This window comes from Dyella tabacisoli (genome assembly GCF_003350925.1).
GTDB classification, from domain to species: domain Bacteria; phylum Pseudomonadota; class Gammaproteobacteria; order Xanthomonadales; family Rhodanobacteraceae; genus Dyella_C; species Dyella_C tabacisoli.
Map to the genome: position 1 here is coordinate 357,241 of NZ_KZ857174.1, position 25,018 is coordinate 382,258.

At 61.0% G+C, this 25,018-nt stretch carries 16 protein-coding genes; 10 read left to right on the forward strand and 6 right to left on the reverse strand.

Going from position 1 to position 25,018, the window contains the following annotated elements; translation table 11 throughout:
- Window positions 1-75: 75 nt before the first annotated feature.
- Complete coding sequence (locus DVJ77_RS05620) at window positions 76-654, reverse strand: TetR/AcrR family transcriptional regulator (RefSeq protein WP_114844488.1); 579 nt, start codon at window positions 652-654, stop codon at window positions 76-78.
- Between the two features lie 125 nt (window positions 655-779).
- Between DVJ77_RS05620 and DVJ77_RS05625 the strand changes: the two genes are divergently transcribed.
- Entirely contained in the window at window positions 780-1,967 is a 1,188-nt protein-coding gene (locus DVJ77_RS05625; RefSeq protein ID WP_114844489.1) for an acetyl-CoA C-acyltransferase, read from the forward strand.
- A gap of 361 nt (window positions 1,968-2,328) precedes the next feature.
- On the opposite strand, the gene DVJ77_RS05630 is transcribed toward DVJ77_RS05625, so the two are convergent.
- The 5 genes from DVJ77_RS05630 to gshB all read right to left on the reverse strand — a co-directional run bounded on the left by DVJ77_RS05630 (window position 2,329) and on the right by gshB (window position 6,316).
- A complete protein-coding gene (locus tag DVJ77_RS05630; RefSeq protein WP_114844490.1) occupies window positions 2,329-3,255 on the reverse strand; it encodes an aspartate carbamoyltransferase catalytic subunit in 927 nt (308 codons plus the stop codon).
- A gap of 45 nt (window positions 3,256-3,300) precedes the next feature.
- A complete protein-coding gene (ruvX, locus tag DVJ77_RS05635) occupies window positions 3,301-3,747 on the reverse strand; it encodes a Holliday junction resolvase RuvX (protein ID WP_114844491.1) in 447 nt (148 codons plus the stop codon).
- Window positions 3,744-4,313: a YqgE/AlgH family protein gene (locus DVJ77_RS05640; RefSeq protein ID WP_114844492.1), complete on the reverse strand. Its 570-nt coding sequence runs from the start codon at window positions 4,311-4,313 to the stop codon at window positions 3,744-3,746. The genes ruvX and DVJ77_RS05640 overlap by 4 nt, the downstream gene beginning before the upstream one ends.
- A gap of 162 nt (window positions 4,314-4,475) precedes the next feature.
- Window positions 4,476-5,342 (reverse strand): TonB family protein, encoded by an 867-nt coding sequence (locus DVJ77_RS05645; protein WP_114844493.1) that lies wholly within the window; start codon window positions 5,340-5,342, stop codon window positions 4,476-4,478.
- Complete coding sequence (gshB, locus tag DVJ77_RS05650) at window positions 5,339-6,316, reverse strand: glutathione synthase (protein ID WP_114844494.1); 978 nt, start codon at window positions 6,314-6,316, stop codon at window positions 5,339-5,341. The genes DVJ77_RS05645 and gshB overlap by 4 nt, the downstream gene beginning before the upstream one ends.
- Before the next feature lie 398 nt (window positions 6,317-6,714).
- Here gshB and pilG point away from each other — a divergent pair, with 398 nt between their 5' ends.
- The 9 genes from pilG (at window position 6,715) to DVJ77_RS21040 (ending at window position 24,882) form a co-directional block, all read left to right on the forward strand.
- Window positions 6,715-7,071, forward strand: a complete 357-nt coding sequence (gene pilG / locus DVJ77_RS05655; RefSeq protein WP_191983671.1) for a twitching motility response regulator PilG — start codon at window positions 6,715-6,717, stop codon at window positions 7,069-7,071.
- 31 nt (window positions 7,072-7,102) lie between these two features.
- Window positions 7,103-7,474: a response regulator gene (locus DVJ77_RS05660; protein ID WP_114844495.1), complete on the forward strand. Its 372-nt coding sequence runs from the start codon at window positions 7,103-7,105 to the stop codon at window positions 7,472-7,474.
- A gap of 7 nt (window positions 7,475-7,481) precedes the next feature.
- Window positions 7,482-8,021 carry a chemotaxis protein CheW gene (locus DVJ77_RS05665; RefSeq protein WP_114844496.1) on the forward strand — a complete coding sequence of 180 codons (540 nt, stop codon included), beginning with the start codon at window positions 7,482-7,484 and terminating at the stop codon, window positions 8,019-8,021.
- Between the two features lie 176 nt (window positions 8,022-8,197).
- Complete coding sequence (locus DVJ77_RS05670; protein ID WP_114844497.1) at window positions 8,198-10,228, forward strand: methyl-accepting chemotaxis protein; 2,031 nt, start codon at window positions 8,198-8,200, stop codon at window positions 10,226-10,228.
- A 73-nt stretch (window positions 10,229-10,301) separates the two neighbouring features.
- Window positions 10,302-16,658: an Hpt domain-containing protein gene (locus DVJ77_RS05675; protein ID WP_114844498.1), complete on the forward strand. Its 6,357-nt coding sequence runs from the start codon at window positions 10,302-10,304 to the stop codon at window positions 16,656-16,658.
- A complete protein-coding gene (locus tag DVJ77_RS05680) occupies window positions 16,655-18,472 on the forward strand; it encodes a chemotaxis protein CheB (RefSeq protein WP_114844499.1) in 1,818 nt (605 codons plus the stop codon). Before DVJ77_RS05675 ends, DVJ77_RS05680 begins: the two co-directional genes overlap by 4 nt.
- Window positions 18,469-18,945 (forward strand): chemotaxis protein CheW, encoded by a 477-nt coding sequence (locus DVJ77_RS05685; RefSeq protein ID WP_114844500.1) that lies wholly within the window; start codon window positions 18,469-18,471, stop codon window positions 18,943-18,945. The genes DVJ77_RS05680 and DVJ77_RS05685 overlap by 4 nt, the downstream gene beginning before the upstream one ends.
- Before the next feature lie 674 nt (window positions 18,946-19,619).
- The gene (locus DVJ77_RS05690; RefSeq protein ID WP_162791377.1) at window positions 19,620-24,311 is read left to right on the forward strand and encodes an RHS repeat-associated core domain-containing protein; all 4,692 of its coding nucleotides are present in this window, start codon (window positions 19,620-19,622) and stop codon (window positions 24,309-24,311) included.
- 64 nt (window positions 24,312-24,375) lie between these two features.
- Window positions 24,376-24,882 carry a hypothetical protein gene (locus tag DVJ77_RS21040; RefSeq protein WP_162791378.1) on the forward strand — a complete coding sequence of 169 codons (507 nt, stop codon included), beginning with the start codon at window positions 24,376-24,378 and terminating at the stop codon, window positions 24,880-24,882.
- Window positions 24,883-25,018: the final 136 nt, after the last annotated feature.

Sequence of the window (25,018 nt, forward strand, 5' to 3'; positions counted from 1 at the left end):
TATGAAGATGATGTAGCGCGGCGCATTATGCCCGCTTTTGCGCTTGCAGCACTGAACAATTGTGTGCTTATAGCCTCATTTGAGGGCCAGGATCGTCGCTGCGTGAATGCCGCCTTGCAGAATGCGCTCCGACAGGGCGGCATCGTCTACCGCCCGAGCTAGCTGCAATGAGCCCATCAGTGCGGCAAAGATCGCCATCGAGCGCTCGCGCCGTTGGGCTGCCGGCAGGGTCGGCGGCAGGCGCGCCTCGATCAGTTTGAACAGCGCCTGCAGGCGCACGGTAAAGACCGCGCGGGTGTCTGGTGCATGACGAGCCAGCTCGGGCGCCAATGCGGCGGCGGCACAGCCGCTTTCCGGGTGATCGCGGTGCTGGTGGTGCAGATAGCCGCGGGCCAGGGCCGTTACATCGTCACCGTAGCGTTTGGCGAGCCGGGTCAATTCGTCCAGGGTCTGGGTCATCGAGTCTTCGACGGCGGCCCGCAGCAAGGCCTCTTTCGAGTCGAAGTGGCTGTAGAAGCCGCCATGGGTCAGGCCGGCTTCGGCCATGAGTGCGGCGACCCCGACCCCTTCGGCGCCATCCTGGCGGAATCGGCGCGAGGCGGCCTGCACGATCCGTTCGCGGGTGCTTTCTTTATGGCCTTTGGCGTAGCGCATGGCGTGATGGGTCTGGCGGAAGTAGGTGAATCCTAGCTTGTTGCATGATGACGATCATCTAATATGATGATCGTCATTTCATTGCCCGGCCATCGGCTTGGCGACACTGACAACGAGGCTTCACTATGCAAGTACACGATCCGGTTGTTATCGCGGCGGCAGTGCGCACCCCGTTAGGGCGCTTTGGCGGCGAATTGGCGCCATTAGCTGCGCCGGCTCTAGGCGCGAGTGTGTTGCGTGCGGCGCTGACCCGCGCCGGGCTGGCGGCAGAGCGGTTAGACGAGCTGTTGCTAGGCTGTGTCTTGAGCGCGGGGCAAGGGCAGGCGCCAGCGCGGCAGGCGCAACGGGCGGCCGTCATTCCCGATGCGGTGGGTGCGACGACCGTGAACAAAGTCTGCAGCTCGGGTTTGAAAGCGATCATGTTGGCCCATGACGCGATCGTTGCCGGTTCGGCGCAGCGCGTACTCGCCGGCGGCATGGAGAGCATGTCGCGTGCGCCCTATTTGCTGGCCGGTGCGCGCGAGGGTTATCGCAGTGGTCATCAGCGTGTGCTCGACCACATGCTGCTCGATGGCTTGGAGGACGCCTACGAAGGCGGCCGTTCAATGGGCGATTTCGGTGAAGCCACTGCCACCGCCTATGGCTTTGATCGCCAGGCCCAGGATGCCTACGCGATGGAAACACTGCGCCGTGCACGCGCCGCTCAAGCGAGTGGTGCTTTCGCCACCGAAATCGAGCCGCTCGATGTTCCGGTCAAAGGTGGCTCGATGACCATCGATACGGACGAACACCCACGCAAAGTCAGCCCCCATAAAGTGCCTGCGCTACGCGCGGCATTTCGCCAGGACGGCAGCATTACCGCGGCCAGCTCCTCGGCCAATGCCGATGGCGCAGCGGCCTTGCTGCTCACCCGCCGTTCGATCGCCGAGCGCGAAGGCTTGCCCATGCTGGCGCAGATCCGTGGCCTGGCCACGCACAGCCAGGACCCGGCCTGGTTCACGACCGCACCGGCGCCCGCGATCCGCAAGCTATTGGACAAGGTGGGTTGGAGCATGGCTGAGGTTGATTTGTTCGAGATCAATGAAGCCTTCGCGGTGGTGGCGATGGCTGCCATGCGTGATTTATCGATAGATCATGAGCGATTGAACATACACGGCGGCGCTTGTGCACTCGGTCACCCGATTGGCGCGACTGGTGCGCGCATTGTGGTGACTTTGTTGCATGCGTTGGTTCGTTACGATTTGCGTCGTGGTGTGGCGGCGCTTTGTAACGGTGGGGGTGAGGCTACGGCGATTGCGATTGAGCGGGTGTAGGGCCTGTTCGAGGTTCAAACCCCACCCCCTCCCAGCCTCCTCCTGCGCGCAGGGGCAAAAGCGCAGCGTTCGCTGCTTTTGACGTTGCTGTTGCTCTTGACCTTGGGGCCCCTGTGCGTCGGTGAGGGTCGGACGATCAGGCCCGCAGGGGACTCGGCATGGATGCCGAGTCCTTTTCGCCAGTGCACGGATGCACTGTCGAAAAGCCCGGCCGACCCTCACGCACCCGAAGGGCGACGCATCGGGGTGGCCTTCTCCGTTGGTTACACCATCAAGAGAAAGTGACTCGACCACCGGCAGGTGGCCGAAAGCCCGCCGCAGGCGATCCAGTTCGCGATCATAGAACCGAGGCTTTAGTGATTTAACGCCCCAGCACCTCATTAAGCACCGCCATCCGCACAAACACCCCATTTCCGACCTGCTCAAGAATGCGCGACTGCGCGCCGTCGGCAACATCCGAGGCAATCTCGATACCGCGATTGATCGGCCCTGGGTGCATCACCAGGCAGCCCTTGGCGGCGAGAGCGAGGCGGCGTTTGTCCAGGCCGTAGTGCTGGAAATAGGCGGCTTCGTCGGGCAGGTCGGTGGCGGTCATGCGCTCTTTCTGCAGGCGCAGCATGATGACGGCGTCGGCACCTTCGATGGCGCTGTCGAAGTTGTCGAACAAGCGGCAATGCGGAAAATCGGTTTGCGCCGGCATCAGCCCCGAAGGGGCGCACAGGCGGATCTCTTTGGCGCCTAGCGCGCTTAGCGCATGGACGTCCGAACGTGCCACGCGTGAGTGCTTCACGTCGCCGCAAATGGTGACGACGAGTTGATGAAAATCGGGCCGATGCTGGCGAATCGTCAGTGCATCGAGCAAGCCTTGCGTGGGGTGTGCGCGATTGCCGTCGCCGGCGTTAATCACCGATACGCCGCTCATCGCATGGCGTACTAATTCATCGGGTGTGCCTGACACTTTATGGCGCACGATGATGGCGTCCAGGTGCATGGCCTCCAGCGTGTGCAAGGTGTCGAACATCGCCTCGCCCTTACTGGTAGAGGACAAGCCAAGGTCGAAATTAATGACGTCGGCACCGAGTCGGCGCGCCGCCAATTCAAACGAAGTGCGCGTGCGCGTGGATGGCTCGAAGAACAAATTCAGCACGGTGCGGCCGGTCAGCAAATCGAGTTTGCGGGTGCCGTGGGCGCAAGCGTCGCGCATGGCTTCGGCGCGGTCGAGCAGGCGCTCGATGGTGGCGCGCGGCAAGTGTTCCAAGGAGGTCAGGTGGCGCAGGCGTGGGCTCATGGCGGAGTCTTCTTGGTGAAAGCAGAGAAGTAAGGCGGCTGGGTGCTAAGTCGTTGCAAGAGGCGGCGGATCGGCAGCGCTACTAAGCCAGTGTTCAAGGATTACCGCGGCGGCCTCGGCATCGATGTGCGCGGCATCGCGCCGACGCTTGAGTCCGGCGGCGCGGGCGTCGGCAAAGCGGCGCGCGGCCTCTTGCGAGCTGTGTCGCTCGTCGACGAGAACCACCGCGGTGGCATAGCGCTGGCGCAGCCGCTCGGCAAAGCGGCGGGCGGCGACACTGGTCGGTTGCTCGGCGCCGTCCAAGGTCAGCGGCAGGCCGACGACCAGGGTGTCGGGCAGCCATTCTTGGCGTAGTTTGTCCAATTGCTGCCAGTCCGGTTCGCCATCGCGTACCGCGATGGTGGCGAGCGCTCGGGCACTGGCGGTCAAACGGTTGCCGACGGCGACGCCGATAAGTCGGCTGCCGTAGTCGAAACCGAGGGCACAGCTCATGCGTGTCCCACGTAATTGGTCAGTTGCAGCGGATCCACCCCGACCAGTCCGGCAGCAGCGCTCCAGCGCTCATCCAGAGGCGTATCGAAAACCACCCGCTCGTTGGCCTCTACGGTGAGCCAGGCGTTGTCCATCAACTCTTGCTCTAATTGTCCGGCGCTCCAGCCGGCATAGCCCAGCGCCATCATGGCTTGCCGTGGACCTTCGCCGGCGGCCATCGCAACCAGAATGTCGCGCGAGGTGGTTACCGTCCAATGCTCATTGATGCGGTAACTCGACTCCCAATGACCGTGTTCGCGATGCAGCACAAAGCCTCGTTCCTGTTGCACCGGGCCGCCGATCAATACCGGCGCGTCGGCCAGTTCGGGGTCGTGGCAGCTAAGTTTCATCTGCGCCAGCACATCGCCAAACCGATACTCGGATAGCTGCGTGACCAAGAGCCCCATCGCGCCGTCTTCGTCGTGCTGACAAACAAAAGCCACCCCTCGCGAAAAAGGCGGCTCGGCCAAGCTCGGCATGGCGATCAGAAAGTAACCGGCGAGGGTTTGCAGTTGCGGGGCTGTCATGCCCGCATTGTATGCGCTTGACCGCCCTTGCGGCTGGTTTGCAACGCGCCTCAGATAGGCTTCCTCCCCTGCTAGTAGGGGAGGGTAGGGGAGGGGTTAAGCTCGGTGGCAAGGTTGCCCCCCTCCCGGCCTCCCCCTACGCGCAGGGGGAGGAGGACTCTGTCAGCGATTGCGCAGCACATTACCCGGCAAAAACTGCCAGGTACGGGTGATATACAGCTCGTCGACCCGCTCCTTGTCCGAGGGCAGGACGGGGAAGGGGGCAGCCAGTCGCACGATACGCTGCGCCGCAGCGTCCAGCAGGTCGTGGCCTGAGCTCTTGATGACGTCGATGCTCTTGATGCTGCCGTCGTGGTTAAGCCCCACGGTCAGTACCAGCTCGCCATACAGCTCGCGGCGGCGTGCCTCGTCGGGGTAATTCAGGTTGCCGGTGCGCTCCACCCGGTCGACCCAGCTACGCATATAGGCCGCGTAGGCGAACTCTTTGGTGTTGGCGGAGATGAATTTTTTCTTCGGGCGCTTGGCATAGGCCTCGTTGCGGTCGCGCAGTTCGGCGGCGAGCTGGGCCATTTCCTGCTGCCGCTGCACATCTTCGCTGGCCTCGGGCAGGTTTTGCGGCAACTGCTCGTGCTTGGCAGTGTCGGTGTCGACGCTGTAGTGGCTGTTACCCGTGGTGGTCAGCAATTTGGCGTCGGTGGCTTGCTCGGGCCGTGGCGCGCTGGCCTCGGTCGGCTGTGGCGCTACTCCGGTGCTGGGTGTGGGCAGCAGGCCGGAGAACTGCTGCGACGGCCGCGCCGCGTGATCGCTTTCGCCGCCGCCCTGGTTATTCGCCTGGGCCAGAAAATCGGCCTTGGCCGGCACTTCGCGGTTCGCTACATCGACCAGGGTGACGTCCAGCGTCGGCAGGCTGGGTTTGGCCTTGATGTAGTCGAAGGTGATGCCCAGCACCAGCACGCCGTGCAATAGCAGTGAAAACAGCAAGGTGGCGCCGATCAGGTCGGCGCTGGTGGTGCGGGATGGAGCATTCACGCAGTGCAGGTTCCGGTGGTGACGCTTTCGATGACGTCGAACAGCTGGCCGGCGATATTAAGCCCGAACTGTGCATCCAGTTCGCGGACACATGTCGGCGATGTGACGTTGATCTCGGTGAGGTAGTCGCCGATGACGTCCAATCCGACGAATAACAGCCCGCGCCGCCGCAGCTCCGGGGCAATCTGGGCCGCGATCCAGCGATCGCGTTCAGACAGCGGTACCCCCACGCCACGGCCGCCGGCGGCGAGATTGCCGCGAAACTCGTTGCCCTGCGGAATGCGCGCCAGCGCATACGGCACCGGTTCGCCGTCGATCAGCAGAATGCGCTTGTCGCCCGACGTGATCTCGGGAATGTACTTCTGCGCAATCGTGAACTGCCGGCCCTCGCCGTGCGGCCCCCCGGCAAGCAGCGTTTCCAGCATCGAATTCAAGTTGCTGTCGCCCGCCTTGACTCGAAAAATGCCGCGTCCGCCCATGCCGTCGAGCGGCTTCAGCACTACCTCGCCATGTTCGGCGGCAAAGCGGCGCAGCTCGCCGGCGTCGCGCGAGACCAGGGTCGGTACGATGCACTGGGGGAAATTCAGGGCATAAAGTTTTTCGTTGCAATCGCGTAGCGCCTGCGGGTCGTTAATGACCTTCACTCCACTGCGCTGGGCCAGCTCCAGCACCATGGTGTCGTAGACGAATTGCGGGTCGACCGGTGGGTCTTTGCGCATCAAGACCACGTCCAGCTCGCGCAGATCGCGCCATTGTGCCTCGCCCAGGGTGAACCAGCCCGACGGGTCGTCCTTGACCCGCAGCGGCGCCAGCCGCGCCCAGGGGGTGCCGTCGCGTACCGCCAGGTCGCCTTGCTCGAAGTAATACAGCCGATGGCCGCGCCGCTGGGCCTCCAGCAACATGGCGAAACTGGTGTCCTTGGCGACCTTGATGGCGCCGATGGGGTCCATCAGCACGGCGACCGAGAGGGCCATGGTCATTACTCCTGGGGGTATGGAAAGGGGGAAGGGGTGGTTACTGTGCTTCACAGAACCGTGATGTTCGCCGAGGCGGTCTGTATGGGGCAAGGCGCAAATCGCCAACTTGGCGCACGACATCTGTCATCAGAAACTTGCAGAATCCACCGTATGTATCTAGTCATTAACGAATTCAGCTTGACGTCCTGCCAGCCAGGCGGTAAACAGCAACGCACAAGCGGCCCGTCTCATGAAGAGTGGTCCGGTCGTAAAAATTCTTGCAGAATTCTTTTTCGTCCATCTTGAGCCGGCGGCCATAGGCTGACGGCTTTGTGTTTTACCTGAGCCGGGGCGGGCCACAGGGGGGTTGAGTGAACTTGAACGTGAATGGCAGTGACCTTGTTGGTCTCAAGGTCATGGTAATCGACGACTCAAAGACCATCCGCCGTACGGCGGAGACATTGCTGAGCAAGGAAGGTTGCGACGTGCTTACCGCCGTCGACGGGTTCGAGGCCTTGGCCAAGATCTCCGATCAGCGACCTGCGATCATCTTCGTCGACATCATGATGCCGCGCCTGGATGGTTATCAGACGTGTGCGTTAATTAAAAACAATCCACAGTTCCGCGCCACGCCGGTAATCATGCTCAGCTCGAAGGATGGTCTGTTTGACAAAGCTCGCGGCCGCATCGTCGGCGCGGAGCAGTACTTAACCAAGCCGTTCACGCGAGACGAACTGCTTGGCGCCATTCATCGACATGTCAGCACGGTTTAAACCTGCGACTGCAGCATCTTAAGGGGGAGCTGTGGCCCATATTTTCATCATCGACGATTCGCCGACGGACGTGCATGTGCTTGTCACTTTGCTCGAGCGCGCGGGGCATGAAGTCGGTTCTGTCAGCAATGCCGAGGAAGGCATCGAGCGTGTGCGCGCCGATCAGCCCGATTTAGTCATCATGGACGTGGTCATGCCGGGCATGAACGGCTTTCAGGCGACCCGCACGCTCACTCGCGATGAGGCAACCAAACACGTGCCGATCGTGATGATTACTACCAAGTCGATGGAAACCGACCGGGTGTGGGGCATGCGTCAGGGCGCCAAAGCCTTCATCACCAAGCCGGTCAACGAAAAAGAACTGCTGGCCTGTATCAACGAACTCCTGCCGAGCAAGGTGTGAGGTAACGATGAGTCAAGCGACCACGCTCACCCCCTTCGAAATACTCGCTCGCTACGAGCGGCTTTCGCTGGTGCATGCTTCGGAAACGCCTGAAAAGCTTGAGGCGCCCGGCTTGTGGCGCGGTATTGGCTATCGCGCCGGTAGCCGCTTGTTTGTCAGCGGCATCGAAGAAATCAACGAATTGCTGGCGCCGCCGCCATTGACCTCGGTACCGGGCACCCAGCCCTGGCTGCTGGGCATCGCGAACGTGCGCGGTAACTTGGTGCCGGTGATCGACCTGGCGCGCTTTCTGTTTGGCGAACGCACCCTGCAAACCGAGCGCAGCCGCCTGCTGGTGGTACGCCAGGGCGGCGGCAGCGTGGCGCTGCTGGTCGACGAGGTATTTGGTCAGCGCACGGTGGACGCGGAGCAACGTCGCGACGCCGAGCCTGAAGACGACGCACGGCTTTCGCGTTTTGTCGAAGATCGTGTGGGAGAGCAGCGGCTGGCCTTGTTCAGTATGAACCGGCTGGTACGCGCACCGGATTTTCGTCAGGCCGCGGCCTGACGTTGAAATGTCACGAGTTACGAATTGAAATGCTGCATTTGAGTGAGTGGTTGAGCTGCAAGCTGCTTGGTAGGGCCGGCGCCGGATCGAGGCCGGGAATAGTGGGTTACAGGGGCAATGTCCCAGTCATCGTCAGCGGCTTCGCTGGCGAGGTGTAGACGGGCGAGGTAAAGCACATGAGCACTACAGGGGGCGTCGGCAAGGAAAGAGGCCAATCTGGCCTCATCGTCTTGCTGCTGGTCGCAATCGGCTTTGCGGTATTGGATTTTGTTCTACTCACTTTCAAGAACGGCGAGGACCGCCAGGCGATTGCGCTAACCACGCAAATCCAGGTGTTGTCGCAGCAGACGGCGAAATACGCCCTCGAAGCGGCCGACGGCAACGTCGATTCGTTCAAAGAATTGGAGAGCAACCGCAACGCCATCGATTCGGCGGTGCAGCGGCTCAACAAGGGCGATACCAAAGGCGGTATGCAGGCCTACGCGGACAGCAATGCTTCGCCGGCCGGCCGTGCGGTATCGGCCTTGACCAATGCCTGGGGGCAGCTCGATGGCGACATCGGCAAGATCCTCTCCAATAAGGCACTGGTGCTCGACTCCGCCCAACGCGCCTCGACCCTTTCGCGCGAACTGCCCTTGCTCAATTCGAGCATGGAGCAGGTGGTGAACATTCTGCAGCAGCACGGCGGCAGCGCCGAGCAGACCTACACCTCCGCACGTCAGATGTTGCTGGCCGACCGTATGATCCGCCGCGTGCAAGAGGTGTTGCAGGGCGGCGACGCCTCGCAGCCCGCCGCCGATGGCCTGGCCCGTGACGGCCAGCTCTACGGCAGCGTGCTCAAAGGCCTGCTGGCCGGTAACGCCGAAGTCGGCGTCAAGGCCATGGGCGACGCCAACTCGCGCAAGATTCTCACTGACATGCAGGGCAAGTGGGAGGGCGTGCAAGATCCGGTCAACAAACTGATCGGTGCGGCCGGTACCCTCAACGACGTCAAACGCGCCGGCAACCAGGGTTCGTTGAACTCGCAAAACGTGCTGCTGCGCGCCAACGAGCTGGCCGACCAGATCGGCAAATTGCCCTTGCGCCGGCTGTTCCCCAATGTGTGGTGGGGCGTGCTGGGCGCGCTCGGCGCGGTGGCTTTCGCACTGTTGCTGGTCGTGCAGCAGGTCGGCGATCAGCGCCGCCGCTTCCGCGACAGTACCGAGCTCAACCAACGTAACCAGGAGGCGATCATGCGCCTGCTGGACGAAATGGGCTCGCTGGCCGAAGGTGACCTCACCGTAAAAACGACAGTCACCGAGGACATCACCGGCGCTATCGCCGACTCGGTGAACTACGCCATCGACGAGCTGCGCACCCTGGTAACCACCATCAACGAGACCTCAGAGCAGGTGTCGTCGTCGGCGCAGGAAACGCAGACCACCGCGCGTCATCTGGCCGAATCGGCCGAGCATCAGGCGCAGCGCATCAGCACCGCGACCACGGCGATCAACCAGATCGCCAGCTCGATGGATAACGTGTCGAAAAACTCGGCCGAATCCGCCGACGTGGCCGAGCGCTCGGTGAAAATCGCTTCGCACGGCGCCGAAGTGGTGCGCGAAACGATTTCCGGCATGGACTCGATCCGCGACCAGATCCAAGAGACCTCCAAGCGCATTAAGCGGCTGGGCGAGTCCTCGCAGGAAATCGGCTCCATCGTGGAACTGATTAACGACATTGCCGAGCAGACCAACATCCTCGCGCTCAATGCGGCCATCCAGGCGGCCTCGGCCGGTGAGGCGGGCCGTGGTTTCGCGGTGGTGGCGGACGAAGTGCAGCGACTGGCCGAACGCTCCGCCAGCGCCACGAAACGTATCGAAACCCTGGTGCAAACCATTCAGTCGGACACCAACGAGGCAGTGAACTCGATGGAGCAGACCACCGCCGAGGTGGTCGCCGGTGCACGTCTGGCCGAAGACGCCGGCAGTGCGCTGGGTGACATCGAGCGCGTGTCGCACGATTTGTCCGCACTGATTCAGAACATCTCTACCGCGGCGCGTGAGCAGTCCGCAGCGGCCACCGACATTTCACAGTCGATGAACGCGATTCAAGAAATTACCTCGCAGACCTCGCAAGGTGCCAGCCAGACCGCCGACTCCATCGGTTATCTAGCGCAGTTGGCAAGCGATCTGCGGCGTTCGGTGGCGCACTTTAAGTTGCCGGGTTGACGATTAAACGTACTTTTCAGGGGGCAACCTCGATGGTTGCGTCACGCAGTAACGCGGCCGTTGAGATGGACGCATGAGACTTCAAGACCACATCGATTTCACCACCCTGCAATGGGTCAAGCCAGAGCTCGACGAGACTCTGGCGATAGCCCGCGAGGCGCTGGAATCCTACGTCGACAATCCGGGCAACCGCGATGTCATGCGCTCGTGCGCGGAAAGCCTGCACCAGGTGCGTGGCACCTTGCGCATGGTCGAGCTCTACGGCACCGCCATGGTTGCCGAAGAGATGGAGACGCTGGCTATCGCCTTGTTCGAGGGCCACGTTACCCAGCGTGAAGATGCCTATGCCGCCTTGATGCGCGGCTTGATGCAGCTACCCGACTATCTCGAACGCCTGTCCAGCGGCCATCGCGACGTGCCGGTGGTGCTGCTGCCGTTGTTGAACGAGCTGCGCGCCAGCCGTGGCCAAGAGCCGCTGCACGAGTCGGCGCTGTTCAGTCCGAATCTCGACATGCCGTTGCCCGACGATGCTCCGGCCGCCATGAACGAAGGCGAGGCCGAGCGCATGCGCGGCGAAATCGCCGAACTGCGCCTGCGTTTCCAGCAACAGTTGTTGGCCTGGTTCCGCGGCCAGGGCGCCGAGCAACAATTGGCCGGTATGCGCAATACCCTCAACGGCATTGCCGCGCGCTGCTACAGCGTGCCGGGTCGTCGTTTGTGGTGGATCGCCGCCGGCGTGCTCGAAGGCCTGCAGCAGGGGGCGCTGAAAAACCATGCTGCCGAAGTGCGTCAGCTAATCGGCAAGGTCGATCGCAATATCCGCCAATTGATCGAACACGGTGAAGACAGCCTGGTTCGCGGCGACTCCGACGAGTTGGCGCGCAAGCTGCTCTACGCGGTGGCCCAGGCCAAGCAGCGCACGCCGCATATGGCTGTGCTGGCAAAAACCTACAATCTCGACGCATTGCTGCCCGATGCCAACGAGGTAGAACACGCGCGCGGCTCGATGTCCGGTCACAACCGTGCCTTGCTCGACTCGGTATCGCGTGCACTGAAAGACGATTTGCTGCGCGTCAAAGAAGCGCTCGACCTGTTCTTGCGCCAAACCGATGCTGATCCCGCCCAGCTGTCCAGCCAGGGCGAAATTCTCGAACGCGTCGGCGACACCCTGGGCATGCTGGCCTTGGGCGTGCCGCGTCGCGTGGTCAACGAACAACGCCGCGTGCTGGAAGAAATCGCCCAGCGCCTGCGCGCCGCCGACGAAGAAGTATTGCTCGACGTGGCTGGCGCGCTGCTTTACGTCGAAGCCTCGCTCGACGATCACATCGAAAGCCTTGGCGCCGACGACACCAGTTCCGGCGATGCCGGCCCGGCAGCTTTGCCGCGCAGCGAAGCGCGGCACATTCTCGCCACCCTGATGCACGAGGCCACGGCCAACACCGGCAAGGTGAAAGAGGCCATCGTCGCCTATATCGAGTCGGGCTGGCATCACGAGCAACTGCGCGACGTCGGCGTGCTGATGGACGAAGTCGCCGGCGCCATGCGCATGCTATCCGCGCCGCGGCCGGCCGAACTCGCCGATGGCATCGGCCGCTTTGTCGGCAACGAATTGCTCGGCGATCGCCGCGTGCCCACCAGCACGCAAATGGATCACCTGGCCGACGCGCTGGCCGCGTTGGAGTACTACCTCGAAGCCGCGCGCGAACATCGCGGCGGGCTGGAGCACATTCTCGACGTCGCCGAACACAGCCTGGGCCGACTCGGCTACTGGCCGCCACCGGCCGCGCGCGCGTTGACCTTCGCTGACATCGCGGGGGCTCCCGCTTCGGGCATGGCCACCGATATGGCCACCCATCCCGAGCTGTCCGAGTCGGTCAGCCTGGTCGACGGGCAAGATCCAACGCACCTGTTTCTCGGCGAGCACGAGGCGCCGACGGCTGAGGCGCATGAGCTTACCGGGCTGCGCCTGGTCGATACCGAGCACGGCATTCCGCATAGCGCCATGGCGCAAGGCGGGGAGAACGAGTGGATCGAGATCGAGGAAGAGATCGTCGAGCAAGTGCCCGTGGGCCACGTAGCGGGCAGCAACAACGCCAGCTTCGAGCTGACGGCCGAAGGCATCGACGACGACATCCGCGAGATTTTCCTCGAAGAAATGCAGGAAGAGATCGACAGCCTGCGCAGTGCCGAACAAACCTGGCTGGTCGATCCCACCCGGCAGGATTCGCTGCTGTCGATCCGCCGCTCTTTCCATACGCTGAAAGGTTCTGGCCGCCTGGTCGGTGCCGGCTTGCTCGGCGAGTACGCGTGGAAAATCGAGAATGTGCTTAACCGTGTGCTGGATGCGTCGATCCAGCCGCACGAGGGGGTGCAAGCCCTGGTACATCACGCCATCGAAGCGTTGCCGCAGCTATTGACCGCATTGAAGGGCGGCCCCACGCCGAGCGTGCCGCTGAGCGCGATCATGGAAACCGCCGATCGGATTGCCGCCGGTCAGGAAGGCGCCCGTTTGGAAGACATCGCCCCGGTGGCGATGGAAACCGTGCGCCGTACCATCCGTCGCCGTGTGCCGCGGTTCGATGCCGCCGCCGATGCGGTTCCATCGGCCAGCCTTGCCGCTATCGAGAACACACCGGTCGCTGCGCACGAAGCGGATGCTTTTGCAGCCAATCCGGACGCCTTGCCGGTGCCCGAGCTGCCGCCGGTCGACCCGGTGCTGCTGGAAATCTTGCGCAGTGAAGTGGCGCAATATCTGCAAACCATTCGCACATCGACCAGCCGCGACTCCATCCATCGCGCCGATGGTGCGCTGCCTGTAGACGACGGTTTGCTGCGTGCCGTGCATACCTTGCACGGTGCCATCGCCATGGTCGAAATTCCGCAGCTAACCCAATTGCTGTCGCCGCTGGAAAGCCTGCTCAAACGCCTGCGCGCCGTCGGCGAGCCACTGACTGCCGAAGGTGTGAGCCTGCTCAATCAGAGCGCGGATGCCACCGAACATGTGATGAGCCAGTTCGATGTCGCCGTGCCGCACCTGCCGAATATTGACGGCTTGGTCGCGCGTATCACCGAACTGCGCGATGGCCAGCCCGAGCCGAAAATCGCCCACGTCGTGTTCGAGCCGCACGAGCATGAGCTGCACGAAGCGCATGTCGCGGCGGCGGTAGCGCCTGTAGAGGCGCCCGCGCAGGTACACGATGCGGAGCCACACGCCGAAGTCACGCCCGCACTGCATGTTGAGAGCGGTCACGACGACCATGCAGCCGACCACACCGCCGATAAATACACGGCCGAGCTGTTGGCGGCACTCGATGCGTTCGAACAAGAGTCGGTTACGCCGCTGGCGAGCCACGATGGAGTGCGCGACGCGATGGCCTTCGAGCCAACGTCCACCGACACGCATACCACCGACGCCGACGACTTCGAGAAGATCTTCGCCGACCTGCTCGACGAGCCGGTCGCCCAGGTTGAGGCGCCCGCAGTTGAGGCGCCGAAAGCTATCGAACCGGAAGCTATCGAATCTGCGCTCATCGAGCCTGCATTTGTCGAACCCACGGTGATTGAACCTGCTGTGGTCGAACCTGCCGTGATCGAGCATGTAGCGCCGGAGCATGTCGAGCCGATGCATCTTGTCGAGCATGTGCATGCCGACGAGCCGGTGGCCGTGCAGGGCAGCGTCGATCACATCAGCCCAGACCACATCAGCCCAGATCGCATCGATCTCGACCACATCGATCTCGACCACACCCATCTCGATCACATCAGCCTCGATCCTTTAAGCATCATCGAGGCGACCCCGCACATCGATCATGCGATCGAGCCGGTGGAGGTCCCGGTGGTCGAGGCTGCTGCCATAGAGCATGTTGAAGAGCCGGTGTTGCACGAAGCCGTCACCTTCGCGGCAATCGATTACAACGTGCACGACGAGAGCGCCTTTGTTGAGCCGGCGCATGCCGCCGTCGAAGAAGCGCCGCACCAGCCGCTGGCCGAAGTTGCCAGCTCGCAGCCGCACGAGTTGCAGCCGCACGAGTTGATCGACCACGACTTGCTCGAAATTTTCATCGAGGAAGCCCGTGAAATTCTCGATCACGCCGACGGTGTCCTCGCGCAATGGCGCGCCGAACCGACGCAGATGGAGCATGCCGGTGGCTTGCAGCGCGATCTGCATACCCTCAAGGGCGGCGCACGCATTGCCGGCATGGTCGCCATGGGCGATCTCACCCATGCCATCGAAACCCTGCTGGAAAAACCGATCAGCCACGATGCGGCTCAGCTTGGCTCGATCTACATCGGCGACTTGATTCCGGCGCTTGAAGCAGGTTTCGATCAGCTTCATCAATTGGTGCAGCGCGTATCGCAAGGACGCAGCCTGGACTACCCGCAGGCGATGATCGATCGCTTCCTGGCGATGTCCGGCGAAACCACCGTTGCCGCCGATACGATCGAGCCTGTCGCGGCACCTGTGGTGGTTGCCGAGCCCACACGTCACATGGCCTTGCTCGATCTGCCCGAGCTGTTGCCTGACACGCACGACGAAGCGCGTACCTCGCAAGAACAGATCCGTGTTCGCGCCGACCTGCTCGACACCCTGGTCAACCACGCCGGTGAAGTCGCGATCTACCGTTCGCGCCTAGAGCAGCAAGTGGCCGGCTACCGCTTCAACCTGGTCGAGCTGGAGCAAACCGTCGCCCGTCTGCGCAGTCAGCTACGCATGCTGGAAATCGAAACCGAAGCGCAGATCATCGCGCGCTTCCAGCGCGAGCATCGCGAAGCGGGCTTGTCCGTGTTCGATCCGCTTGAGCTGGATCGTTACTCACAGTTGCAGCAGTACTCGCGTGCGCTGGCCGAGTCGGTCTCCGACTTGGTGTCAATCCAGAACATGCTCGACGAACTGACCCGTCAGGCCGAAACCCTGCTGATTCAGCAGTCGCGTGTGAGTTCCGAGCTGCAAGATGGTTTGCTGCGTACGCGCATGCTGCCGTTCGACACCATGGTGCCCAACCTGCGCCGTACCCTGCGCCAGGCCGCGCAAGAGCAGGGCAAAAGCGCCCAGCTCTTCGTCGAAGGTGCTCACGGCGAAATGGATCGCAACCTGCTCGACCGTATCAAGGCGCCGTTCGAGCACATGCTGCGCAACGCCGTTGCCCACGGTATCGAGTCGCCGGCCGAACGCCGCAAAGCCGGCAAACCCGCTGAAGGCGCAGTACGCATCCGCGTAGCGCGCGAAGCCACCGAGGTGGTCGTGCGCGTCACCGACGACGGCCGCGGCCTCGATCGCGACGCTGTGCGCAAGCGCGGTATCGCTCGCGGCCTGCTGCGTGCCGATGCCAAGCCCAGCGACGACCAGTTGCTCGCGCTGATTACCCAGCCCGGCTTCTCTACCGCCAGCGAAGTCACCCAGCTAGCCGGCCGCGGCGTCGGCATGGACGTGGTCGCCAACGAGATCAAGCAACTCGGCGGCTCGCTGGCTATCGAATCACAGGCAGGGCAGGGCACCAGTTTCGTACTGCGCTTGCCGTTCACCCTCGCGGTGACCCAGGCCATCCTGGTACGCATCGGTGATGCGACGTTCGCCATTCCGATGACCTCGGTGCAAGGTGTGGCACGCATCAGCCCGGACGAGCTCGCCGCCCGTTTGACCGATGCCGAACCCACGTTCCCCTATGGCGGCGAGCACTACGGTATTCACGACCTGGCCGAATTGTTGGGCGTCGTCCCCGGCCATCCGGGCGAAGAAACTCAATTGCCCTTGCTGCTGACCCGTGCCGGCGATCTGCGCGCTGCGATTCGCATCGACGCGGTGATCGGCTCACGCGAAATCGTGGTGAAGTCCGTCGGCCCGCAGATCAGCTCGGTGCCCGGCATTCTCGGCGCCACCATCATGGGTGACGGCTCGGTGCTGGTCATTCTCGATTTGGCCCCGCTGGTGCGTCACGGCATCGTGCGTCGTCAGCAGCGCCTGGGCGAAGGCCTCAGCGCGGTGCAGACGCCGGTGGTCGACGAAGTACGCGTGCGCCCGCTCATCATGGTGGTCGACGATTCCATCACCATGCGCAAAGTCACCGGCCGCATCCTGGAGCGTCACGAGTACGAGGTCAGCACCGCCAAAGACGGCGTCGATGCGGTTGAGAAACTGCACGACCGCGTCCCCGACCTCATGCTGCTCGATATCGAGATGCCGCGTATGGACGGCTACGAGTTAGCCACCCATATGAAGGCCGATCAGCGTCTGCGCAACGTGCCGATCATCATGATTACCTCGCGCAGTGGCGACAAACATCGCCAGCGCGCCTTCGATATCGGCGTCGATCGCTACCTCGGCAAGCCCTACCAAGAGGCCGAGTTGCTCATGCAGATTACCGAAGTGCTGGAGCAGCGCGCGATGGAGCCTGCGTTTGATGAAAGCAAGCTCGACGGGGGTGCTGAATGAGCGATGGGGTATCGAGCCAGCAAGCCACCACCGTCGCCTTGCTGTTTGACGACGTCGAACTAGGCGGCCACCTGCGCGAGGCCTTGCGCGAGCGCGGTGCGCATATTGTCCACGAAGGTGCGTTATCCGCATTGAGCCGAGACATGTTGCGCAGCGTCGAAGTCGTCGTGGTCAATTTGGATGACGATGCCGCCGACGAACTCAATCATCTCTACGACCTTATCGACGGCGACCACCCGCGCGTGGTTTTCAACGACGCGCAAGCCACCCGTAGCCTGAAAGGTTGGGATCGCGCCCGCTGGGCGCGTCACTTGGCGGCCAAGGTGCTCAAGCAAGGCGGCGACCTCGACCCGCCACGCCCGCACGATGCGCCCGGCTTCGTATCTCCGTCCAGCGTGCCTGTGGCCGAGCCGGCGCAAGCGCCGCTTATGCCAAGTGGTGCAGTGCAAGTCGCTGCTGTAGCCGAGCTCTTCGTAGCCGAGCCCGCTGCCAATGAGCCCGCTCCAGCCGAGCCGGTCGCGCATGTACATGTCGCCGACGAGCCGCTATCTGTTCACGCGGCGCCAGAGGTTCAGCACAGCACGGATGAATCTGAAAGCCTTGCCGCCGAGCTCGAAGCCCTGCTCGCCGCCGACCAGCAGCACGCCGGCGAAGGGCATGAGGACGATTTCGGCAGCGGCCTCAACTACAACGCCGGTGACGATCAGCTACTGCACGATGGTCATTTCGGCGTAACCCATGCGGCCGAGCCTGAAGACATCAAGCCAGGCTCGATGGAAGCTGCGCATGCCGACGTGGCTCGCGCCGCACCCGCCGCTACCGTGGCGGCGCGCCCGGCCTTCCAGCTCGATCACCTCAGCCTGGCGCCGCTGGACGACGTATTTCCGATCGCCGCTACTTCGATCCCCATGGCCAAGCATGAGTCTGTCCATGGACTGATCGATCTCGACATGACCGATATCGACATTACGGATATCGAGATGGAGCAAACCGCCAGTTGGTCATTGCTCGATGACGATGCGCCGCTGAGCGACTATGCCCCGAGCAAACCCGCCCCAGGTAAACCGCACGCCACCGAATTCGGCATCGAGAAACTCAGTGCCGCCGATTATCTCGCGCCTGAAGGCGGCGATGCCGATGGCATGGACATCAAACCTGGTCTGAGCCTGGAGCTGGTCTCGCTGGAAGATGCCATCGCCCCCCAGCACTACGATCACGAAATGGTGCTCAACGTACTCGACGCAGCCCTCGGCCGCGTATTGGTCATGGGTGCTGCGGTAGATAGTGTGGATTCCGTGCGTACCTTTCTGGCGGCCTTGCCGGCAAACCTGCGCCTGACCATTCTGCATACCCAGCATTTAGGCGGCCAGACGCCCGAAGCGCTAACCGCGAAACTGACCCCGCACTCTTCGCTGCCCATCCGGGTCGCCTCGAAAGGCCAGCGCGCCAAAGTCGGCGAAGTACTGGTGGTACCTGCCAATCAGCAGATCCGCCTGCTGCGCGACGGCCGCATCGAATCGCAAACAATCGAGCCGAGCTCGGCACAAGCACCCTCCATCGATGCCAGCTTCACTATGGCCGCCAACGTCTTTGGCCGCGATGCCATCGCCATCGTCTTCGCCGGTAACGCCAACGACGCCGTCGCCGGCGCCCAGGCCATCCACGATCGCGGTGGCCAGGTATGGGTTGAATCCACCCCCGACGAACATTTCGCCGATATGGTGCACGGCGTGCAAGCCGAGCGTCTGGTTCATTTCAGCGGCACACCCCACGAGCTGGCCGCACGCCTCATTGATCTGGAGAGCCGCCGATGAGCGAGCAACCGCTGCCGCGTGAAATCCGTTGCGTATTGGTACCCGTCGGCAACCTGCGTCTACTGCTACCCAATGCCACCGTTGCCGAAGTCATCACCCTGCCCACTCCCGAGCCGGTAGAGGGCGCACCCGAGTGGCTGCTAGGCCGCATTGCGTGGCGCGGCTGGCGTGTGCCGCTGCTCTCATTCACCAAGCTTGCGGGTGCGACTGAAGACGACACTGGGTTGAGCATGCGCGTGGCCGTACTCAAAGCACTCGGCGGCAATCCCAAGCTGCCGTTTATCGCGGTTATCACACAGGGCTTTCCACGCCTGACCACGCTCAATGCCGAGCTCATCATCCCGACGCATGACGGTACGCCGATGCCGGCTGGTGTACGCGCCGAAGTGTTGGTGCGTGATGACGTTGCGGTGATTCCGGATCTGGAAGGTATTGAAGAGCAGTTGACCGAGATGTTGGAGTTGGCGAGCTAACTCGCTTTTGCTCTTTTATTCCTCATTCTGCTAGCAGGCGGAGGTTGGGAGGGGGGCAATCTTGTAGTAAGCATTCACCCTCCCCAACCCCGCAGGGGAGGGAGCATAGCTACGCGCACTGCAATCAAAAAACCCACTTCATTCTTCGGCAACTGTTTGCGGTAGGTTGGGCTGAACGAAGTGATGCCCAACAACATGGCTTGCGAATTGTTGGGGTTCGCATGCGCTCACCTCAACCTACGATCATCTTCGCGAATTCATCTTCGGCAGGATTTGCGCCGGTAGTAACCAATGAGCGTGAGCCATGCTGTGCAACCTGTGATGCAGCCCTTGATCGGGCTCCCGGTTGACCTATGATGCGTGCCAGGAACAGGGATGACCTCTATCGATCACACCGACGTGTGCTGCCGATATCGCGATATCTCTTATTGGCATCGACTCAACGGACGATTCGTTTTAAAACCACTTTTTGATAAGCCGTGCCATGTCTTGCATGGCACGGCTTATCGCGTTGCAAGGCATGTGTACGTAGCTACACGACAGGGGAGTAGGGCTTGAGCTTGATGCATTCGATGGTGGCGGCTTTCACGCCACTTAGGTCCGTTTCAGCTGCGCGAACGATGCACGAGCATTCATGGCAAAGCCCGAGGGACTATCGCCCCCTGTGGCGCCCTATGGCCGCACTGCTGCTGATCTTCTTATGCCTCAATGTCTGGTCTACACGAGCTGAAGCACAGGCTTGCGTGCAAGACGGTGGCACGGCGGTTTGTACGATGGCCAAGCAGTTGCCGCCTCGATATACGACGCCGGGTACCCTATCGTCTTGCCAGGGGAATCGTGACGCCGCCCCCGCTCCTTACGACACGTCCTACACGTTCACCAGCGAGGCCGCTGCGGCCCAATTCATGCTGCACTCGTTAGAGTGCGCATCGAGCCCTTGCGCACCGGGTTCGGTCTATCCGATGAAGCCGTTCATTCCGACCACTTATAGCGCCATACCAGGGTACAACCCTCAATATGCGTGTCGAGGATCAGGGGGGCTGAGCAATTTCGAGTGCAATGGCTATGCCTATGTGCAGCACTACACCGACACCTCGGGCGTTTGCCAATCACAAGTCAACACGGTTGATTACCGCATGGGTAAAGAGGAGCCCATTGTTTGTCCCGTAGGCTACTCTCGGGTCGATGGTGCTACTGGCGTCTGTAAAAAAGACGCGCCGCAGCCGTGCCCTTGCCTGACCGTGGGCCACCCCATTCAACCCGGCGGTGGCGCCAAACTCTTTGTGGAAACCGACTACACGCCGGGTATCGGGCCGCTGACCTTCTCGCGCAACTACAACAGTCACGGTTATGAAGCGCCCGTGGGCGCGGTAAGTATCGCTGCGACAAACGGCATCCTGGGGCGGCTATGGCGCACACCGTACGATAGCCACCTGTATGCCATCGCGGGCTCGACCTATGTGACGCATAGCATGGTGAGGGCCGACGGCAGCACCAAATATTTCCGCCCCGACGGTAGCGAATTTCCGCATTTTGCCGGCACGCCCGTCGAGACCCTTGTCCCTCAGGCGGACGGTTCCTGGACCTTCACCTCGGGCACCGATCTGGTCGAGACTTATGACGCTCAAGGGCGTCTAACCTCATTGTGGGATAAGGCGGGTGCGCTACGTACGTTGAGCTACGACAGTAACAACCGGCTACAGAGCGTGACTGATGCACGCGGGCGATCCCTGAACTTTACATACCAGATCGCCGACGACCTGACTCAGGTCGTACTGATGACTACCCCAGCCGGGGAGTCATATGTCTATACGCTGGATCGACTCAGCAATCTGCTGAGTGTGGATTATCCCGGCGGCAAGACGCGGCGTTACGTTTACGAGAATGCAAATCTCATTAACGCGATCACTGGCGTGTTTGATGAGAATGGCTCCCGTTATGAAACGGTGACCTACGATGGGGCGGGGCATGCCACCAGCTCTTTTCTGGCACCTGATATCGCCAATGGAACGATCGAGTTAAACCGTTTCGGCTATTACTACGATTGGTCGATGGATGTCACTGATCCGCTCGGAAAGACTCGAACATTCTCGTTCTCGACCATCAATGGGGTTCAAAATCTCACTGCGGTGTCCGCACCGTGCGTTAGCTGCGGTGCCACGATGCAGTCCAAGAACTACGACAGCGCGGGCTATCCGGCCAATGCGACGGACTTCAACGGCAGCACCACCCTCTATACCTACGACGATACGCGCGGCTTGGAAACGCAGCGCGTTGAAGCCTCAAACGATACCGCCACCCCGTCGGCGAAGCGCACGATTCAAACCGCTTGGCATCCGCAATTCCGCCTGCCAAGCGAGCGCCGCACCTTTAATGCCAGCAATACGCTTATCACTAAGATGGATTGGGTTTACAACGCGCGGGGTCAGGTCCTGGCGCGCTGCGAGGTCGATCCGGCCATGGCGGGGGCATACACCTGCGCCACCAGCGGCACCCCACCCACCGGCGTGCGCCGCTGGACGACCACCTATTGCGACACCATCGACAGCACCCAATGCCCCATCGTTGGTTTGGTACTAAGTACGGCGGGTCCGCGCACCGACGTCAGCGACGTCACGAACTACCGCTATTACCTCAGCACCGACGAATCCGGCTGCGGCACGGCTGGCGGTGCCTGCCATCGCGCTGGCGACCTCTACCAAGTTACCGAAGCCCTCGGTCAAGTCACCACCACGGTGGCTTACGACAAGAACGGTCGCATACTTCGTCAGCGCGATACCAACGGTGTCATCACCGACCTCACATATCACCCGCGTGGCTGGCTGCTCACCCGCACGGTGCGTGCTAATGCTGACGGTTCCGCTTCGGCGCAGGACGCGATGACGCAGATGGCCTACGACGGGGTGGGCAACGTCACCAAGGTCACCGACCCCGATGGCGTTTTCACCAGCTACACCTACGACCCCGCCCATCGCCTCACCGACATCACCGACGCCTTGGGCAACCGCATCCATTACACCCTGGATGCCGCCGGCAATAAAACCAAAGAAGACACCTACGACAGCACCGGCACCGTGCGCCACACGCTGTCGCGTAGCTATAACACCTTGGGTCAACTCACCGCCGTCGTCGATGCGCTCAATCGCACCGTCTTCAATGCGGGCTACAGCGATAGCTACGACGCCAACGGTAACCTTGTCCATACCGCTGATGCTTTAGGTGTGCAGCGCAAGCAAGGCTATGACGGGCTGAGTCGTCTGGTCAGCACCCTCGACAACTACAATGGCACCGATACGGCGACGCAGAATACCTCCAGCGTGTTCGCGTACGACGCGCGTGACAACCTCCAAGGTATCAGCGACCCGGATGGTCTCAATACGACGTATAACTATGACGGTCTAAGCAATGCAACAGCACTGCAAAGTCCTGACACCGGCAACACCAGTTACACCTACGATGCAGCCGGTAACCGTATCAGCCAAACTGATGCCAAAGGGGTTACAGGAGCCTTCGCCTACGATGCGCTCAGTCGTCTCATCGCGGTTAGTTACGCAGATACTACGCTTAACATTAGCTATAGCTATGACGAGCCAGACACCGCCACCGGCTGCAGCGGTTCTCGTTCGGTCGGTCATTTGACCCGTGTTGTAGAGGGCGCTGTCAGCACCGTGTTTTGTTACGACGCTCGCGGCAACCTCACTCAAAAGAGCCAAATCCAGTCCGGGCAAACGGATGCCACGCTTTATACCTACACTTTAGGAAATCGCCTGAGCAGCGTTACTAGCCCCAGCCACACGGCGACGCAGTACACCCGCGATGCCGTCGGGCGCATCAACGCCGTGACCGTGCTGCCACCTGGTGTCACCGGTGCGCAAGTCGGTAGTGCGGTGAGCGCTATCAGCTACCTGCCATTCGGTCCCATCGCTGGTTACACCCTGGGCAACGGTCAAGCGATTACCCGCAATTACGACGCCAATTACCAACTCACCGACCTCACCAGTCCGGTGCTTAGTCTGCATTTTGCCCGTGATGCGATGGGCAATATCACCGCCCTAGGTAATGTTGCGGGTGCGAACCCCTCCACCGAGACCTACCAGTACGATCCTCTGTATCGAGTCACTGCAGTAAATGGCCCGAGCGGCGCGGCCATTGAGGCTTATACCTACAGTAAGACGGGCGATCGCTTGAGTAAGATCGGTAGCGGCCAGGCTACCGGCGTGTATAGCTATGTGAGCGGTACTCATCGGCTTTCGAGTACGGGCAGTGCAGCACGCGCCTATGATGCCAACGGCAATACCACAGGTAGCGCCATCGGTGGCGAAACCTTTGGTTTCGGCTATAACGGTCGTAATCGCATGAGTGTGGTTCAGCGCAACGGTCAAACCGTTGGTACCTATGCTTACAACGCTTTTGGTCAACGCATCAGTAAGATCGCTACCTTGCCGCAAGCCGTCGTACAGCGGTACGTCTACGACGAAAATAGCCATTTGATTGGCGAATACGGCAACACCAATCGTGACTACATCTGGCTAAATGATTTGCCGGTAGCGGTAGTCGATATGGCTGGCACCACGAGCGCGATAAATTACGTGCATGCTGATGATATGGGTACGCCACGTGCGGTGACTGATAGCGCCGGCACCACGCTGTGGCAGTGGTCGTATGCAGGCAACCCGTTTGGTGAGCAGCAGCCGACCTCTGTCAGTGGCTACGTCTTTAATTTGCGCTTTCCCGGTCAGTATCACGATGCCGAGTCAGGGCTAAAAAACAATCGCTATCGATACTTTGAATCGGCAAGAGGCGGATACTCGCAATCTGATCCTGTCGGTCTCGGTGGTGGGTTAAATACTTATACCTATGGCTATGCAAATCCGCTGGGGAATATCGATCCGTCAGGGTTATGGCCAATAGGTGGCGCCAGAGTGCCATCGGCACATAGCCCACCCCCTGGGCCAGGTGGAAATTACGGACGTGGTGTTCCGAGCTTGCCGTTGCCTGAAGTTCCTGTGGGTCCAGAGCAAACGCCGGGCGCTTGGCCAAACCTCGTTCGTCCAAGTTTAGATACTGTTCGATGCGTGAAGGCGATGTGCTTAACTGATCCAATGGCATGTCGTGAAAATCAGCTTACGATGGTAAAACTAAAATTTATTGGGCTTCCTCCTGGGATGTTTCCGACTGCAGCTAATTTCAAGCGAGATAATCCATTTTGCAAATGCAATCAATGGAAAACTGACGCGCAAATCATGGCATTCGTAACGTCTGATTCAGATGCGGGGCCTGACGCGAGCCCGTTGGATGCTGCGGAGCTGGCCGCTAGAATGTGGGAGAACAGGGCGAGGGCTGCTGAGGCTGAGCCTGTATTATGAGGGTTTTACGACTTAAATCATTTATAGTTCAAGCTCAAAGCTTATTTAAATTTGGAGATTTTTCATGATTATACTGCGCTTAACTACAGTACTTATATTTGTGTGTTCATGCATTTTTAGTCATAGCTCATTAGCTGATGCTTCTGATGCTGGGGAAGAGAGGTTCTTTCCTTTGACATTTGCGTTTGTTTGCAATGATAAAACCTCTGCTGTAGATCGTTATGAGGTTGCGCGTTCTGCGCAGGCGTTAGGGGATGTTCATCCTACGGAGTGTGTAGATAAAAGAAAGCTAGCCTCCAATGTAAGGCCGGTAGCAGTTTCATGGGTGCATAATAAGGCCGCCGATTTGTATATGGTCATCATTCGGATGAATGCACAAGATGCGGCAGCTATTGCGCAGCTCACTGCATCTGTGACGAATCAAAAAATGATTATTTATGGAGGCGACAGAGCGATTTTGTCTAGTAGGCTATATTCTCCGTTCCATGGGGATAAATTCTACATTAGCGCAGATTCTCTTGAGGATGCGCGTCACACTGTAAGCGTGTTCAGTGAGCGAGGCGGGTTGTAGATGACAGAGCCTATGACCTGAGCGCTCCCTGTGTGGTGGCGAGTCGTGCGCCAATTCATTGCCGCCCTGGAGAGATCCGGGGCTTTTTTCGGTCAGTCCCCGGCGCGCGCGGTCATCCCCCCTCCTCGCCTGCGCA